Below are 14768 nucleotides of genomic sequence, written 5' to 3'. Positions count from 1 at the left end.
TCCGACGTTCTGGTTCGCGTGGCGGCATGTCACGGCCTGGAAGATTCTGGCACGCCGGGCGAATTTCCAGGACGAAACTCCCAACTGGGCTTCTGCGGCCCAGCCACGCGGGTCGCTGCCGACTGGACATGACCATCTCAGGCGGCTTCGGCGGCAGGCGGAGGTAGGGCCTCGACCGCCTCTGGCAGACGGATGCGGTGGCCGTGGGCGTCGGTGAAGGCCCACCCTGTCTCCAGCAGGGCACCGGCACCGACGTCGGTCTTGGGCTTGCCGGTCCACTGCATGACGATGCCCTTGGCATCGACGAGCTGATGATGGAACCAGCACAGCAACGCACTGTTCGCGACCGAGGTCTGGCCCCCGTCGGCCCAGTGGGTCACGGCGTGGTGGACCTCGCACCGTGACGGTGGCTGGTCACATCCCGGGTACACGCAATGCTCGTCCCGGGCGATGACCGCGCGACGCATCTGCCCGGTCACGGTCCGCTGTGCCCGCCCGACGTCGAGCGCCGCACCATCCGGCCCGAACACGATCCTCGTGATCGCGCTGTCGCAGGCCAACCGGCGCAGCAGCGCGCGTGGTGCACGCCCGCCGGTCTCGGTGAACACGGGGCCGCCCGCCGACAGCAGCCCGGACACCGTCATGGTGCCCACTGCACTCGCGCCCGTGCCCGCTGCCGCACCCGCGGCTGTGCCCGTGCCCGTGCCCGCGGCCGTGCGGCCTGGTGCTGCGCGGGAGGGACTGGCCTGTCCGCAGGTCAGGCACAGGCCGTCGCGGGTGCGGGTGACCTGGGTGACCAGCTCCGTCCAGGACACCGTGACGTTCAGGTGCGGTGTGACCGCCGCCCCCGGAGAAGGCTGGTTGGTGTCCAGCACCACTCGGGCCACGTCTGCCAGGCCCTGCGCCCGACGCTGGGTGGACGTCCTGGTGTCCTCCGCAGCGGGCGCACCCAGCACCGCGGTGAGCGCTGTCTGAACCAGCAGCCCGTGCTCGTCGGTCAGGAACCCCGCCACGTGATATCCACCAAAGGTCTTGGCCAGGTCCAGGAACTCGCCCTGCGCGGCCTTGTCGTCGTCGGTGTCGTCGGAGTCGGGGTCGGTCACGGTCGCGAACCGGCGTGCCACGACCCGGAACTGGTCCGCGTTCAACGAGCCCGCCTCCCGCAGGACCAAGCCCTCCCCGGTCACCAGCGTCCCGTCCTCGACCGCACCCTCCAGCACCCGCGTGATCTGCTCACGGGTGCGGTCACCATCGGGGTCATCCACCGGGTCCGGGAAGTCGACCGGCACGGTCTGCACGAACCGCTCCGGCGTCGTCGTCTCACCCGTGCGGGTATCGATGAGCCAGGCCAACGCGTCGGTGCGGGTCTCGCTGGTCGGCGCGACTTCCGTCATCACCCGCGCGTGATCCACACCCAGGTCACCCGCGACCAGGCGCTCCCGCGTCACCGGCAGTGCCGTGGCCAGGCGGCGCGCCATCGTCATGTCCTTGCTCGCGGTGGCCGCGGACACACCCTCACGCAGGCGCAGCCAGGACGTGAAGGTGCGGGCCATCCCGCTCGACCGCCACGAACCCTCGGCCTCGATCCGCGGCAACAAGGTGTACCGCACCCCGTCCAACCGGCCGGTCAACCGACGGACCCGGGAGTGCGCCTCGACCAACCGGCCGACACTCGGCGCGTCCCACCCGTCCAGCACCTCCTGACCAGTCAGACCCGCCAACTCAGCGACAGCACCCTCGATCCGCGCCAACGCGTCCTCGATCGAACCCGCGGGAGGCAGACCACCGGCCGCCATGCCATCCGTCGACTGATCCACTTGTCCCACCCCCGATCCGTTGTCCGCTGACTCCATTCTCTCGAACGTTCGTGCGATCTGCACCCGCTCATTCAAATCTGTGGATAACTCTTGAGGCTGCGAGCAGGTACCCGCAAGCGCCGCGCATACGCGCGCCACCACAGATCGGGCGAAACGCATTTCGTAGACAGGGTGAATCGGCCCCTTGTACCTTGGCGTGGGCGTCTATGCCCTGTGCGCCCTTACGGCGCGGCTGATCGTTCATTTTTCTGACATGGGTCCGATGTGGGGGAGCTGGCTATGAAGTTCGCGATGGGCTCTGAAGTCCTTTCGACTTTGACGAAGAAGACCGGCGCGTCCTCCGAGGACCTGGGCGCACTGGTGCGGGAGCTCTCCGCGGCGGCGGAGCCGCTCGAGGGCAAGTTCAACGGCGCCGGTCGCGCAGCGTTCGACGCCTTCAAGGGCCGGACCGACGAGATCTCGAACGAGCTGAACCAGGCGCTCGGCGCCGTGCTGGCCGGTATCTCGGGGATGGACAGGTCGTTCGCCGAGGGCGACACGACGATGGCCGACGAGACACGTGCCTCACAGGGAACTGTGTCGTTCGACGCCGCGCGCTTCGGCTCCGGTAAGTAACCGACGGATAGCTCAGAGACCAGGAGAGAGCAGGACTCATGGCCAACGCGATGGATCGTCGGGACTACGAGCTGGGTGCGTCCACCACGACGCAGGAGAACTTCGAGCGGGTCGCATCCCGTCTGGAGGCGCTGATCGAGCAGCGGGATGCGGACGTCAAGGCCGCGATGGCCGACTACGAGGCATCGGGCGTGTCCGAGGACTACCGGGCCAAGGAAGTGCGGTGGAACACCGTCGCGGGCGAGGTCCGCGGAATCATCCGTACGCTGCGAAGCTCGCTGGAGCAGAACGATGCGACCGCCCAGGACGCGATGACGCGCGCCCGGGCAGCTGTCGACTCGATCGGCTGACCAGATGAGCGGTTACCGGGTGTCGCCCGAGGGCGTGGAGGCGACGCTGCGCAGGGTCCAGGACCGTGCGCAGTCGTTGTCCACCGCTCTGGGCGGGCTCGAGGACCATGCAGCGTCGGCGGTGGCCGGTGCCGACGGGAGTCCGGTGATCTCCGAGGCGCTCGGGACGTTCTTGAGCGAGCGGTTCGAGACGCTCCGGTCGATCGGCGCGCGCATCGAGTCCGGCATGGCCGGCGCTGCCCAGGCGGTGGGTGCTTACAACCAGGCGGACGGAGAGATGGCGCAGACGCAGAACAGTCTCTCTTCGCAGGCGACGACGTCAGGTGGACCTTCCGGCACGGCCAGGGGTTGAGTCGTGCGGTTGGTTGAGGTGGCCGATGTTCCGGGTGCGGGGCTGGATCCGGATGCGGTGGGTGATGCTGCGCGGGGTGTGCGGGCTGACGCGGGTGCGGTGCGTGGCGGTGGCGATGATGTCGCTGGTGCGTGGGCCGGGCTCGGTGCGTCGTACGAGGCGCCGGAGGCCGCGCAGTTGTTGCGCGTGATGGATCCGGTGCGTGCTGATACTGATCGTCTGGCGGATGAGCTGGAGCGGGTTGCCGGCGCGCTGCTGGCGTTCGCGGGGGTGTTGCGCGAGGTCGTGTCCGAGCGTGATCGGCTGCGGGTCGAGGTCGCGGAGTTCCGGGCTCGGGTTGCTGCGGCGCCGGTGGGTGGGGCTGCGGAGGTCGGTCCTGCCTCGGGCTTTGGTCCGGTGTCGGGTCTTGGCGGTGTGTCGGCGGTGGGGCTGGATCCGGTGCTGGCGACACAGAACGCGTTCCTGACCGCCCGGGTTACTGCTCTTGCTGAGGACCTGGCTGAGGCTGAGCGGGCCTGCGCTGCGGCGGTTCGTGCGATCGACGGGTGGCAGGAGCGCGCGGCTGGGCTTCTGTTCGACACCGCTCGTGGCGTCTCCAGTGACCGCATGCCGTGGGGCGATTCGGGTGGGCCGGAGTCGTGTGCGGGTCAGGCGATCGAGCAGGTGACCGTCGGGTTGTGGAGCTCGGCTTCGTGGGCCACGTTCGCGTCCGCGTATCCGGTGCTGTCGAAGCTGAGTGGGCCGGGTGTCTCACCGTTGGATCAGCAGGCGGCCTGGGCTGCGGCGGGGCGTTCGTTGATCGGGTGGGGCGTCTCGGAGGCCGAGGGTTTAGTGTCCGGGATCGGCGACGCGGCCGAGAGTGTCCTGAACTGGACCTCGGATCAGGCCGATGCGTTGTGGCAGGTGAGCAAGGACACCGCCATCTGGACGGCCGAGGCGAACGCTGCTGCATGGCTCTGGGTCGGTGACCGCGCGGACTCAATCGGTGGATCCTGGGCCGACGTGGGCGACGCGACGAGTCTGCTCTGGAACGCGACCGTGGTTCCACTGGTGCACGGTGAAGATCCGAAGTTCACCGAGGTTGCGGCTTCGGACATGCAGCTCGTCGGGTCGTTGCTCGATGCAGCGGGGACCACGTTGTCGTACGGCGTGTGGGACGTTGACCTGGCCGGTGATGGGCAACCTGCGATCGGCGAGCCCATTACGTACGACGGCACAAAACCCGGCCAAGAGCCACCTCAGAAGCTGCAGACAGTAGCGGATGTGCTGCTGAGCATCTCTGACGCCTACAAGACGAGCGAACGGTTGGGCGAGAGGTCTGAGAACGAGTGGGACCAGGGATATATCCGCGTCACGAAGATCTCGCCGAGCGATGGCGGTGAGCCGGTGGTGGTCGTGAGCGTCCCGGGGACTCAGCCATGGTTTCCGTGGAACGATCCTGGCAATGACCAGCCAGCGGACTTTATCGGGAACGTCTACACCGCGGCCGGCGGACGTTCCACGATGACGGAGTCGGTGGAGATGGCGATCGACCGGGTCATCGCGGATGACGCCACCTTGTCGGCCAGCACACCGATCATGCTGGCCGGTCACTCCCAGGGTGGCATGACTGCGGCCGATCTTGCGTCGGATCCCGAGTTCCTCGCCGCCCACAACGTGACCGATTTGGTCACGGTCGGTTCCCCGATAGATAACACCCAGGTCAGCAATGACGTCCGCGTCTTGGAGATTCAGCACGCCGGGGACCTGGTTCCTTTGCTCGACACCGAGAACAGCACTCTGCAATTCTCTCCGGGGTCCGTCCCGTTGAAGATCACTCTGGGCGACCCTTCTCCTGACGGGGAGCACCACACTAAAATCACCCTTCCCACGCCTGATTCAGAAGAAGACCTCCGTATCGGAGAGAGGCTCGACCGTAACCATTCTTACCTCGAATATGCACGATCGGTACAGGAGAACATGGAATCCGTTCCGAAACTCTTGGAGTACCAGAATCAGATCGATGGAACTGCGGATGATAGCGGTGTCCGGTTTCTGAATTCGGAGGGCGAGTTCAGTGTGATTGACGTTCCGATCGTAAGAAAGGGCTGACGTGAGAATCTTCAACCGAAGTGCGGTCGTAGCGGGCACTAGCCTGGTGGCGGCATCTCTCGTCGCTGGCTGTGGTGATTCCAGTGACCTGGATGAGCAATGTGCGGCGGCGTTTGAGCGCGCAGCCCTTACGGTAGATCAGGTGGTTTCGGCCGAGTATGAATGTGGTGGCTCGTTCGGTGCTCCGAGTCAGGATGGAACGATCGTTATGTCCGTCGAAACGCAAGAACAAGCTACTTTGGTAATCGAGGAGATATACAAGGCCTTTGCTTTCGAGAGCGCCTTGGACGATGCGTGGATCCCTGGTACGCAATTCCTTGCGGACGAGGGTGGAGCGAGTTTCGATGATCTTGATCTCGGATTTAACGGGGGGACGCCGCCAGTCGGCGACATGCGTGACCGCTATGACATCCACCCGCCCGGCGCCGATTGAATAATGTTTGGCTGGGCCACATAACCATTGCGAGGAGAACCTGTCGCATGCTCTACAAATCTCCGCCCTTCGCCGTGCTGAGCGCTACCATCGCGGTGGCTCTGGCGCTTGGTTTGTCGGCCTGTGGAGGCGAAACCGAGGCCAGTTCGGAGGCCATGGTGTCTCCACCAGTCTCGCCGACACCGACGGCCTCCCCATCGCCAACCGACCCGGCAGCGGCGGCCAAGGAGAAGAACGTTGCTGATGCCGAATTGCGCTATAGCGAGTTCCGGGATATTAGCGACCGGTATGCGAAGAAGGGCGAGAGCCCGTTCTGGGAGCTGATGAACAACGGCTATCTCGGTAATGCTGATATTCAGGCTTCGCAACAATCTTTCTGGGACCAGTTTACGGAACTAAAGTTGAAGCAGACCGGCCAGGCGAGCGTTGCGTCGGTCGAGGTTACTGACTACGAGGGTGATCCGCTCGACGAATCAGTCCAGGGGCATCGCGTGCATTTGATCATCTGTACGGACAACAGTGGCAAGGACGTCGTACGACCCAACGGTACGTCCGCTCTGAAGAAGGGCGACTCGCGCAGGATTGAGATGGGAGTCGTGATGCAGGGGCAGAGTAGTGGCGTGTGGTCGGTCGTCGAAACTGCTTCGACGGGGAAGGACTGCTGAGGTGCGCCGCGCCGGCGCAATGATCGTGCTCCTCACGCTCGTGCTCGTCGGGATTGCAGCGCCGAGCTTTGGAACAGAGAGCGCAAGTGTCGCGATGGCTGTCGAACCACCAGAGGGCGGGGCGGAGGCCGGCCAGGATGGAGAGATCATCGTCGGAGTTGGCACGCCTGGCGAGGGCGAAAGCGCCGCTCCTGTTGGAACCCCGGATCCAGGCACGGACAAGGAAAGGGCGTGTCGGTTCGGCGGGAACGTGATCGATTGCGAGTCCCAGTTCGGTGTGTGGGACGGGCGGTGTTATGTCGAGGTGGCCGATCCGCAGCCGTCGAAGGACGACGACGTCTGGGCAGGGCACGATGATGGCGTGATCGTGGTTTGCATGCCATACATCTGTGTCCCGCAGCCGGGCCAGGACACGATTCCTGTTGCGGACTGCCCGGGGCGGTCGGTCTACTGGGCGCCACGAGCGCCCGATTCTGATGTCGACCCCGCCGTCCTCGCCGAGCGCGCGGTTGACCGGATGCAGTTGCAGCCGATCGATATCGGCATCGTTCCGGAGGACAAGCCAGGCAGCGTCGGGATCGTGGGGATGCCGCAGTGGATGTGGGTGAACGAGCCCGCGCCGAATACGTTCGGTCCGATCACGGCCTCGGCGTCGGCCGGTGGGCACACCGTGACGGCGACAGCGAGCGTGGACAAGGTCGTGTGGGACATGGGCGACGGCAACACGGTCACGTGTGTCGGGGCGGGGACGCCGTACGAGGACCGGTTCGACATTGCCGATTCCCCTGACTGCGGACATCGGTACACCAAGCAGGGTGAGTACGAGGTCACCGCGACCTCCTACTGGACAGTCGAGTGGGATGGCATCGGCCAGACCGGCATCATCCCCGTCGAGCGCACCAACAGCACGAATATCGTGATGGGCGAGGCGCAGGTCATCACCCAGTGACGGCCGCTCCCGTGCCGATCACCACAGGTCGCGCAGCCGGTCCGTCAAGGTGAGCTCCTCGGGCACCGTGTAGCGCGCCATTCGGTCTGTGCCGCTCACGAAGACGCTCTCGGCCTCTTCGCCGTCGGCCAGCGTGAGTGCCGCGACCGAGAGCGCATCGGTCTTGATCTCCGAGCCGTCCTGGTCGCAGGGGAACCGTGCGTCACCGCCGCCGAACGGCGACGTCTTGCCGAGCTCGCTGGGGTGGGGTGCGATGAACTCCTCGCGGGCTCGTTCGCAGAGGTACGTGCCCTCCGGAATGGCGTCGATCGCTCCGGTAGCGAGATCGACGGCCTGGACCTCGCCGTCGAGGTCCAGAATCAGGCTCTGGTCGTCGCTCACGAACGACTCGCTGTCCTCGGTGTACTCCAGGTTGCCCAGGGGCACTGACCAGACCTCGCGTCCCGTGTGCGGGTCGATGCCGAGCAGGTCCACGTCGGGCGTCTCGGGATAGGTGACGTCGTCGCTGCCCGCGGTGCTAGCGAGCTCTCCTGCGTTCCAGCGGCATGCGACGAGCAGCTCGTTGTCTTCTTCGCCGAAGACATCCAGGTTGATGAACGGGCATCCTCCACCGCCGGCCAAGGCCCAGCGAGTCTCGCCGGTTCCTCGATCGAGAGCCACGACCTGTCGCTCGGTCAGGTCGCGCGTGTACGAAGTCCCGTCGGGTGCGTCAAAGATGGAGGAGTCGACGAAGGAACCGGATCCGATGGCGAACTCGGTACTGTCGCCGTCAGCCCATTCCCAACCCCCATCCGTGGAGTAGCCCTTGTCGAAGACTTCGGTGTAGGGCCGGTGCCAGACCACCTCGTCGTCCTCGATGTACCCGAGCTGCTCCGGCTCCTCGCCACGGTGGCCCCGGCCGTAGGTCGAGAAGAGATGAACTCCGACCATTCTGAAGCCGTCCGCGCGCACACCGTCCGAATTGCCCTCGGCGGCGGTGACACGCTCGGCGCCGATCTGGAATCGGAGGTCTGCGAAGTCGGTGGTGCCATGCAGGAAGCCGGGGACGCAGACCACCGTCTCGTCGTCGTCGCACTGTTCCGGTGGGGACGTGGCGTAGATCGAAGAATTGACGATCCGCTCGCGCTCGCCGGTGGCCAGGTCCGCAACGACGAGGTATTGCCACGTGCTGCCGGTCTTCGGCCGCAGGTAGGTCACCCACGACTTACCTTGAGAGGTGAACGCCTGAGCGCTTCGAGTGACGCCGGGAGTCCCCGCACCTGTCGACACGGGCTTCCGCCACAGTTCCTCGCCGGTCTCTTCATCCCAGACAGCGATCGTCAGATCTTTGTCGTCGAGCAAGTACGACGTGACCATGCCGTCGACAGCCGACGGCGACCCGATCAGCTGCTCCTCGACCACCCAGTCGGGTTCGACCGTCGTCTCGAAGTCGAGCCCGTCCAGCGGACCGGCCGAACAGCCTGTCGTCACCAGAACACCTGCTACGACCAACCCCGCCACCACACGCCTCATGCGCGCAGAATAAGGACTCGGACGCCGAACTTCCACGAAAACACGCCAGTGTAGATTTTCGCCCCAACCCCGTACCGTAACCCCTTGGAATGTCGGACGCTTCCCAGGGCGTGCGGCTCCGGTGGAGGGGGTGGACATGGTTGCGGGGCGAGTTCTTCGACTCGATGCGGAGCAGTGGGCCAGGGTCCAGGATCAGGCGCTCGAGGGCGGCGGTGGTACCGCTGTTGGCACAGCGCTGGCAGACCACCAGAAGGCTCCGGTGCGCGCGACGCTGGTCGCGACGTCCGGGGACCGCGGGTCGATCGCACGACTGACGCTGCTCGACGGACGTGTGCTGCTGGTGCTCCACGTGATCGCCGACCGTGACGGCGAGACAGTCATTGCGCCGGGGGCGGAGCTGCGGTTCGTCCGGCCCGAGGACCTGTGGGCAGCCCTGCAGGCCGCACTACCTGCTGCCGCGGCGCTACGCGCGCCCGCCGGCGCGGCCTCGGCGGCAGCCGCGGACAGCCCGACGCCGGACAATCTCACGCCGGACAACCCGACGCGCGACGACACCGCCCGCCCCCTCACAACCGCTGAAAAGGTCTGGCCCGCCGCCGTCCTCGCCGACGAAGAGGCGAACCTGCAGGTCGTCGTCGAAGCCTGGCCCACCCCCGACCGCCCGACGACGGTCTGGGCACGGCTCTGGTCCGTCGTGGACGGCAAGCTGCTCGACGTACGCCGCCGCGGCGGAGAGACCACCCCGGTGGAGCGCCCGGCAGGGTCGGTCGCGGCCGAGTTGCAGTGGGCTCTCGTCGGGGCGATCGGTGTAGTACGCGAGGTACCTACTGATCTTTCCTCTGAATCCTGACAAGCCCCGACTACGATGCGGGGGCGGACGAGGGCAAAATTTTCGCCCGTCCGAGGCCGCGTACCCCAGGAAAGGCCTTCCAGCATGGCAACGACCACACCCGCCCCTGACGCCGCGCGCGCCGAGCGCTCAGGCCGCACCGGCGGGGAAGCGGCGACTCTCGATCAGATCGCACCGCCGCCGAAGATGCGCCGCCGACCCGCCATGATCGCTTTGTCGGTGGCTCTGATCTGCGTGGGTGGCCTGGCCAGCGCGTGGGCGTGGCAGTCGACGTCGAACGCGCAGGAGGTGCTGACGGTCCGGGAGACCGTGTACCGCGGCGAAGTGATCGAGGAGAGCGACCTCGTGACCGTGCGGATCGGCGTCGACCCGGCGATCCGGGCCGTCCCGGCCGCCGACGCGGAGACGCTGGTGGACAAGCGGGCGGCGCTGGATATCGCCGCGGGCGGCGTGGTCACCCAGGACCAGGTCACTGACGCCGTGGTTCCGCCGAAGGAGTTCTCGGTGGTCGGCCTGAGCCTGACCGCCGCGATGCTACCGGCCGACCAGCTCGTCATCGGCGACAAGGTTCGCGTGGTGCCGACGGGCGGTGAGGGTGGTGCCGCCGCCCCCGCGGCGGGCGGCGAGATACCGACGTACCCCGCGACGATCGTCGGGAAGGCCACGGACGAGATCACCGGCAACTCCCTGGTCAACGTGCAGGTGGCCAGCACCAGCGCCCCGGTTGTGGCCACCCGTGCCGCGGCCGGCCAGGTCGCGCTCGTGCTGGACAGTCAGGAGCCGTGACATGGCGCTGATCGTCCTGGCCTCCGCCAGCGGTTCACCAGGCGTGACCTCGACGGCGCTCGGCCTGGCCATGACCTGGCCACGACCCGTCATCCTGGTCGACGCCGATCCCACGGGCGCGCGAGCCATCCCCGCCGGGTACTTCGGCGGTGCCCAGCTGCCGAACGACCACACGATCGTCGACCTCGCGGTCTCGCACCGGCAGGGCAACCTGGCCGAGGACCTGCCGCGAATGCTGATGCCCGTCGCTGACTCTCAGGTGCAGTTGCTCGGCGGCCCGCAGAACCACTTCCAGGCGCGGGCACTCGACAGCCTCTGGGAGCCGTTCGGCGGCGTGCTCAAGTCGCTGGAGCGCACCGGGCAGGACGTGATCGTGGATGCCGGCCGCCTGGGTCTCGAGGGCTTCGCGATGAAACTCACCACACAGGCCGACCTGGCGCTGCTCGTGACGCGCTCGCATCTTCCTGCCCTTGTCGCCGCCAGCTCGTGGGCGGCGACGCTCCGGGAGTCGTTCACCCGCGCCGGCGCTCTGGACAGCCTCGGCCTTCTCGTCGTCGGGCCTGGTAGGCCGTACGACAACCGGGAGGTAGCCAAGGTCCTGGAACGCCCCGTGATGGCGAGCGTGGCGTGGGACCCCGCAGCGGCCGAGGTCTACTCGCACGGCGCCAGGCCGCCGCGAAAGTTCGAGGCGTCGGCCCTGAGCAAGTCTCTGCGTGCCGCGGTGCAGAGCACACGGGCGAGCGTGACGCGCTCGCGGGCCCAGCTGGAAGTCGTCGGCGAGAGGGGCCTGCTGTGACGGACCAGCCCAGCGACCCGACGGCGCTGCCGATCTTCGGCGGACCGAGCGAGCGTCGGGACCCGCCGGACCTCGTCCGGGAGTCGCCCGTGGGTCAGATTCAGCGACAGCGGCCCGGCGCACACGCGTTGGCGGGGCGGATCGCCGCGCAGCCTGGCGCCGGCACCCCCGCCGCTCCCTCCGGGACCGCGGAGCCGAGCCCGCAGCCGGCGCCACCGGTCCTGGCACAGCCGCCGTCCGCCGTGATGAGCCCGTGGCCGGGCAAGGTGGCCACCACCTATGTCGAGCTGAGCGAGGGCAGCCAGTTCCCGGTCGCGCCCGAGGCACCGGATCCGGACGTCACCCGGATACGTCGGGCGGGTCAGCCTGCCGCGGCCGCCCCTTTCACCCCGGTCGCCCCGTCCGTTCCGGCCGTCAAGATCGACTGGCACCAGGTGGCGCTGTTCCGCGCACAGGCGTCCGAGCGGCTCGTCGAACGTCTCGGGGAGGACAAGGGCAAGGACCTGGACGCGGAACGAGAGCTGGGCAAGGCGATCATCCAGACCCTGCTCGAGGACACCGTGGCCGAACGGCTGCACGACGGCGAGCAGGTGTGGCGTACCGACGAGCAGGACGCCCTGGCCAAGGCGGTCTTCGACGCGCTGTTCGGCCTGGGGCGTCTGCAGTCGCTGGTCGACGACGACTCGGTCGAGAACATCATCATCAGCGGCGCCGACAACGTATGGGTCGAGAAGATCGACGGTGAGCTGGTCCGCAAGGACCCCATCGCCGACTCCGACAAGGAGCTGCTCGACGAGCTCGCTTTCATCGCGACGCGTTCGGAGACCAGTGCGCGGAGCTTCTCCACGTCCAGCCCGCGGCTGCACATGCGGCTCGACGGCGGCTCCCGCCTTGCCGCCGCCGCGTGGGTCACTGCCCGTCCGTCGGTCGTCATCCGGCGGCACCGGCTGCGCAAGGTCACGCTCGACGACCTCGTCGGGCGCGACATGTTGAGCGCGAGCCAGGCCTCGTTCCTGCGTGCCGCGATCCGAGCACGCAAGTCGATAGTCGTGGCCGGCCCGCAGGGCGCGGGCAAGACCACCATGGTCCGCGCGCTGTGCGGGGAGATTCCCCGCTACGAGGCGATCGGCACCTTCGAGACGGAGTTCGAGCTGCACCTGCACGAGCTCACCGACGTGCACGACATCGTGCACGCCTGGGAGGCCCGCCCGGGTTCCGGGGAGATCGGCCCGGACGGCCGCCAGGCCGGGGAGTTCGGGCTGGACGAAGCGCTGTACGACTCGTTCCGGTTCAACCTGTCGCGCCAGATCGTCGGTGAGGTCCGCGGTAAGGAGGTGTGGGCCATGATCAAGGCCATGGAGTCCGGTGCGGGCTCTATCTCCACCACGCACGCCGCCGATGGTGAGGCCGCGATCCGCAAGCTGGTCACCTGCGCCATGGAGGCGGGCTCCCACGTGACCCGCGAGCTGGCGACGTCGAAGCTGGCCGAGACGGTCGACCTGATCGTGCAGATCGACCTGGAGACCAGGCCGACCGATGCCGCCGAGACGCGGTGGCGCCGCTCCCGCTGGATCTCGGAGATCGTGCACGTGGCTCCCGGTGAAGCAGTCAAGGGCTATGCCACCACGCACGTGTACAAGCCGAACCGCCAGGGCGGGCCGGCCGTCCCGGGCACCATGCCGGACGAGCTCCGGGACCTCGAGCGGTTCGGGTTCGACCTGACGTCCTATCTGGCCGAGGACGGCCGCGAGGAGGTCGTGCGATGACCGTGCTCTTTCCCGCGCTGGGCGGCGCGCTGGTCGTAGCGGGGCTGATCGGTGTGATCGTGGGGCTGCGCAAGGCCCCGGTCGACGAGGCAGCTCCTCCTCGCCGTCGTCGTAGCCGCCTCGTGGCTCGGCTGATGCGAACGGGGCGTCGTACTCGGCTGCTGGCCCTGGTGGGTCTGGTCGGGGGTGTCGTCATCTACCTGATCACCGGCTGGTTGGTGGCCCTGGTGATCGGGCCGCTGGCCGGGATCGGTCTCCCAGTACTCCTGGCGTCGGGCGACTCGGGGTCCACGGTCAAGAAGCTCGAGGCGCTGGAGGAGTGGGTCCGCAGCCTCGCGGGAGTGCTCACCGTCGGCGTCGGCCTGGAGGAGGCGCTGCGGATGACGCTGCGCTCAGTCCCTGACGCGATCCGGCCCGAGGTGACCACGCTCGTCGCGCGGTTGCGTGCTCGGTGGGGCACAGAGGCCGCGCTTCGGGCGTTCGCCGACGATCTTGACGACGCCACCGGTGACGTGGTCTCCGCCAGCCTGATCCTCGGTGCCCGACGTCGCGGCGCCGGCCTGGCGTCGGTCCTGGAGTCCACTGCGCAGTCGGTGGCGGACGACGTCCGGGCCCGTCGGGAGATCGAGGCCGAGCGTGCCGGGCCGCGGTCGACTGCGCGCTGGGTCACGATCATCACCGCGTGCGTACTGGGTGTCCTCGCCCTGACGGGCGATTACATCCAGCCGTACAGCACCCCGATCGGCCAGGTTCTCATCACGCTCTTCCTCGCCGCGTACGTCGGCCTGCTCGTGCTGATGCGGAACATGTCGAAGGGCGCGCCGCTGCCGCGCTTCATGGGCGCGGACGCCCGGGAAGAGGCTCGGGCATGATGACGACCGGTCTGCAGATCGCGCTGATGGGCGGGGCAGTGTTCGGCCTCGGCATCGCGCTGCTGGTCTGGCGCCTGATGCCCGCCGACCCCGACGTGGTCGACGTCGTGCGGCGCTACTCGCCCGAGGCCGCCAAGGAACGCTCGGCGGTGCGGACGGAGGTCGTTGCTCCCGGAACCGTCGAGAAGCTCGGCATCTGGGCCATCCGCCGACTCCCTGCGTCGGTCTGGGGCAGGTCTCCCACCAAGGAGCTCGCACTGCTGCGGGTGCCGGTCCACCGGCACTACGGCACCAAGGTGGTGTACGCGCTGGCGGGTCTGGTGGTCCCGCCGATCCTGTCGTACTACTTCACGCTGGTCGGGCTGCCGATCCCCGTGGTGCTGCCGGCCGCCGGCTCGCTGGTCCTGGCGGTCTTCCTGTTCATGGCACCTGACATGAACATCCGGTCCGACGCCAAGAAGGCCCGTTCGGACTTCTCCAGGGCCCTCGGTGTCTACACCGACCTGGTCGCCCTCGAGCGCCTCAGCGGCGCCGGGTCGAGGCAAGCCATGGAGAGCGCAGCCGAGGTCGGTGACAACTGGGTGTTCCGCCGCATCAGCGAGGAGCTGCAGCGCTCCCGGTGGAACGGCGTGGCGCCCTGGGATTCGTTGCAGAACCTCGCCGACGAGCTCGGCCTGCCCGAGCTCAACGACCTGGCCGACGTCATGCGCATGAGCGGTGAGGGCTCCCAGGTCTACGACAACCTCCGGGCCCGGTCGACCGCTCTGCGCTCGGCCATGCTGAACACCGAGCGCGCCACGGCGAACGCCGCCAGCGAGCGGATCAACATGCCGATGTCCCTGTTGGGCGTGGTCTTCATGGTCATCCTGGTCACCCCAGCCCTGCTGCGCGTGATGGGTGGCATCTGATGCCCC

The 14768-nt window shown here is 67.6% G+C and carries 15 protein-coding genes; 13 read left to right on the top strand and 2 right to left on the bottom strand.

Going from position 1 to position 14768, the window contains the following annotated elements; translation table 11 throughout:
* Positions 1 to 137 precede the first annotated feature (137 nt).
* The gene (locus AB0F40_RS02555) at positions 138 to 1817 is read right to left on the bottom strand and encodes a DUF222 domain-containing protein (protein WP_357463686.1); all 1680 of its coding nucleotides are present in this window, start codon (positions 1815 to 1817) and stop codon (positions 138 to 140) included.
* Between the two features lie 279 nt (positions 1818 to 2096).
* Between AB0F40_RS02555 and AB0F40_RS02550 the strand changes: the two genes are divergently transcribed.
* From AB0F40_RS02550 to AB0F40_RS02520, 7 genes are read left to right on the top strand one after another with little or no spacing between them, the layout of a single operon-like run.
* The gene (locus AB0F40_RS02550; protein ID WP_357463683.1) at positions 2097 to 2432 is read left to right on the top strand and encodes a hypothetical protein; all 336 of its coding nucleotides are present in this window, start codon (positions 2097 to 2099) and stop codon (positions 2430 to 2432) included.
* A 38-nt stretch (positions 2433 to 2470) separates the two neighbouring features.
* Positions 2471 to 2782, top strand: a complete 312-nt coding sequence (locus AB0F40_RS02545; protein ID WP_357463680.1) for a pore-forming ESAT-6 family protein — start codon at positions 2471 to 2473, stop codon at positions 2780 to 2782.
* 4 nt (positions 2783 to 2786) lie between these two features.
* Positions 2787 to 3134, top strand: coding sequence for a DUF6507 family protein (locus AB0F40_RS02540; RefSeq protein WP_357463677.1), 348 nt, complete (start codon positions 2787 to 2789; stop codon positions 3132 to 3134).
* Between the two features lie 3 nt (positions 3135 to 3137).
* On the top strand, positions 3138 to 5225 hold the full coding sequence (locus AB0F40_RS02535; protein WP_357463674.1) for a hypothetical protein: 2088 nt from the start codon (positions 3138 to 3140) through the stop codon (positions 5223 to 5225).
* 1 nt (position 5226) lies between these two features.
* Positions 5227 to 5658, top strand: coding sequence for a hypothetical protein (locus AB0F40_RS02530; protein WP_357463671.1), 432 nt, complete (start codon positions 5227 to 5229; stop codon positions 5656 to 5658).
* 47 nt (positions 5659 to 5705) lie between these two features.
* Positions 5706 to 6323, top strand: coding sequence for a hypothetical protein (locus AB0F40_RS02525; RefSeq protein WP_357463668.1), 618 nt, complete (start codon positions 5706 to 5708; stop codon positions 6321 to 6323).
* A gap of 1 nt (position 6324) precedes the next feature.
* On the top strand, positions 6325 to 7272 hold the full coding sequence (locus AB0F40_RS02520) for a hypothetical protein (protein WP_357463666.1): 948 nt from the start codon (positions 6325 to 6327) through the stop codon (positions 7270 to 7272).
* 18 nt (positions 7273 to 7290) lie between these two features.
* Here AB0F40_RS02520 and AB0F40_RS02515 read toward each other — a convergent pair whose 3' ends face one another.
* On the bottom strand, positions 7291 to 8922 hold the full coding sequence (locus AB0F40_RS02515; RefSeq protein ID WP_357463663.1) for a PQQ-binding-like beta-propeller repeat protein: 1632 nt from the start codon (positions 8920 to 8922) through the stop codon (positions 7291 to 7293).
* A 121-nt stretch (positions 8923 to 9043) separates the two neighbouring features.
* Here AB0F40_RS02515 and AB0F40_RS02510 point away from each other — a divergent pair, with 121 nt between their 5' ends.
* The 6 genes from AB0F40_RS02510 to AB0F40_RS02485 all read left to right on the top strand — a co-directional run bounded on the left by AB0F40_RS02510 (position 9044) and on the right by AB0F40_RS02485 (position 14762).
* Entirely contained in the window at positions 9044 to 9634 is a 591-nt protein-coding gene (locus tag AB0F40_RS02510) for a hypothetical protein (RefSeq protein WP_357463660.1), read from the top strand.
* Between the two features lie 84 nt (positions 9635 to 9718).
* Positions 9719 to 10420: an SAF domain-containing protein gene (locus AB0F40_RS02505; RefSeq protein WP_357463657.1), complete on the top strand. Its 702-nt coding sequence runs from the start codon at positions 9719 to 9721 to the stop codon at positions 10418 to 10420.
* 1 nt (position 10421) lies between these two features.
* A complete protein-coding gene (locus AB0F40_RS02500) occupies positions 10422 to 11216 on the top strand; it encodes a hypothetical protein (protein ID WP_357463654.1) in 795 nt (264 codons plus the stop codon).
* Positions 11213 to 12982 carry an ATPase, T2SS/T4P/T4SS family gene (locus AB0F40_RS02495; RefSeq protein WP_357463651.1) on the top strand — a complete coding sequence of 590 codons (1770 nt, stop codon included), beginning with the start codon at positions 11213 to 11215 and terminating at the stop codon, positions 12980 to 12982. Before AB0F40_RS02500 ends, AB0F40_RS02495 begins: the two co-directional genes overlap by 4 nt.
* Positions 12979 to 13854: a type II secretion system F family protein gene (locus AB0F40_RS02490; protein WP_357463648.1), complete on the top strand. Its 876-nt coding sequence runs from the start codon at positions 12979 to 12981 to the stop codon at positions 13852 to 13854. The genes AB0F40_RS02495 and AB0F40_RS02490 overlap by 4 nt, the downstream gene beginning before the upstream one ends.
* Positions 13851 to 14762 (top strand): type II secretion system F family protein, encoded by a 912-nt coding sequence (locus AB0F40_RS02485; protein WP_357463645.1) that lies wholly within the window; start codon positions 13851 to 13853, stop codon positions 14760 to 14762. The genes AB0F40_RS02490 and AB0F40_RS02485 overlap by 4 nt, the downstream gene beginning before the upstream one ends.
* Positions 14763 to 14768: the final 6 nt, after the last annotated feature.

The organism is Promicromonospora sp. NPDC023987 (genome assembly GCF_040639055.1).
GTDB lineage: Bacteria > Actinomycetota > Actinomycetes > Actinomycetales > Cellulomonadaceae > Promicromonospora.
The sequence above is the reverse complement of the archived record's forward strand: the minus strand, read 5'-3'. Positions and strand labels throughout refer to the sequence as shown.

Bases quoted from the DNA above. Each gene is read 5' to 3' on its own strand.
- AB0F40_RS02550 (WP_357463683.1), top strand. From the start codon at position 2,097: ATGAAGTTCGCGATGGGCTCTGAAGTCCTTTCGACTTTGACGAAGAAG.
- AB0F40_RS02545 (WP_357463680.1), top strand. From the start codon at position 2,471: ATGGCCAACGCGATGGATCGTCGGGACTACGAGCTGGGTGCGTCCACC.
- AB0F40_RS02540 (WP_357463677.1), top strand. From the start codon at position 2,787: ATGAGCGGTTACCGGGTGTCGCCCGAGGGCGTGGAGGCGACGCTGCGC.
- AB0F40_RS02525 (WP_357463668.1), top strand. From the start codon at position 5,706: ATGCTCTACAAATCTCCGCCCTTCGCCGTGCTGAGCGCTACCATCGCG.
- AB0F40_RS02515 (WP_357463663.1), bottom strand. From the start codon at position 8,922: ATGTCCACCCCCTCCACCGGAGCCGCACGCCCTGGGAAGCGTCCGACA.
- AB0F40_RS02505 (WP_357463657.1), top strand. From the start codon at position 9,719: ATGGCAACGACCACACCCGCCCCTGACGCCGCGCGCGCCGAGCGCTCA.
- AB0F40_RS02500 (WP_357463654.1), top strand. From the start codon at position 10,422: ATGGCGCTGATCGTCCTGGCCTCCGCCAGCGGTTCACCAGGCGTGACC.
- AB0F40_RS02490 (WP_357463648.1), top strand. From the start codon at position 12,979: ATGACCGTGCTCTTTCCCGCGCTGGGCGGCGCGCTGGTCGTAGCGGGG.
- AB0F40_RS02485 (WP_357463645.1), top strand. From the start codon at position 13,851: ATGATGACGACCGGTCTGCAGATCGCGCTGATGGGCGGGGCAGTGTTC.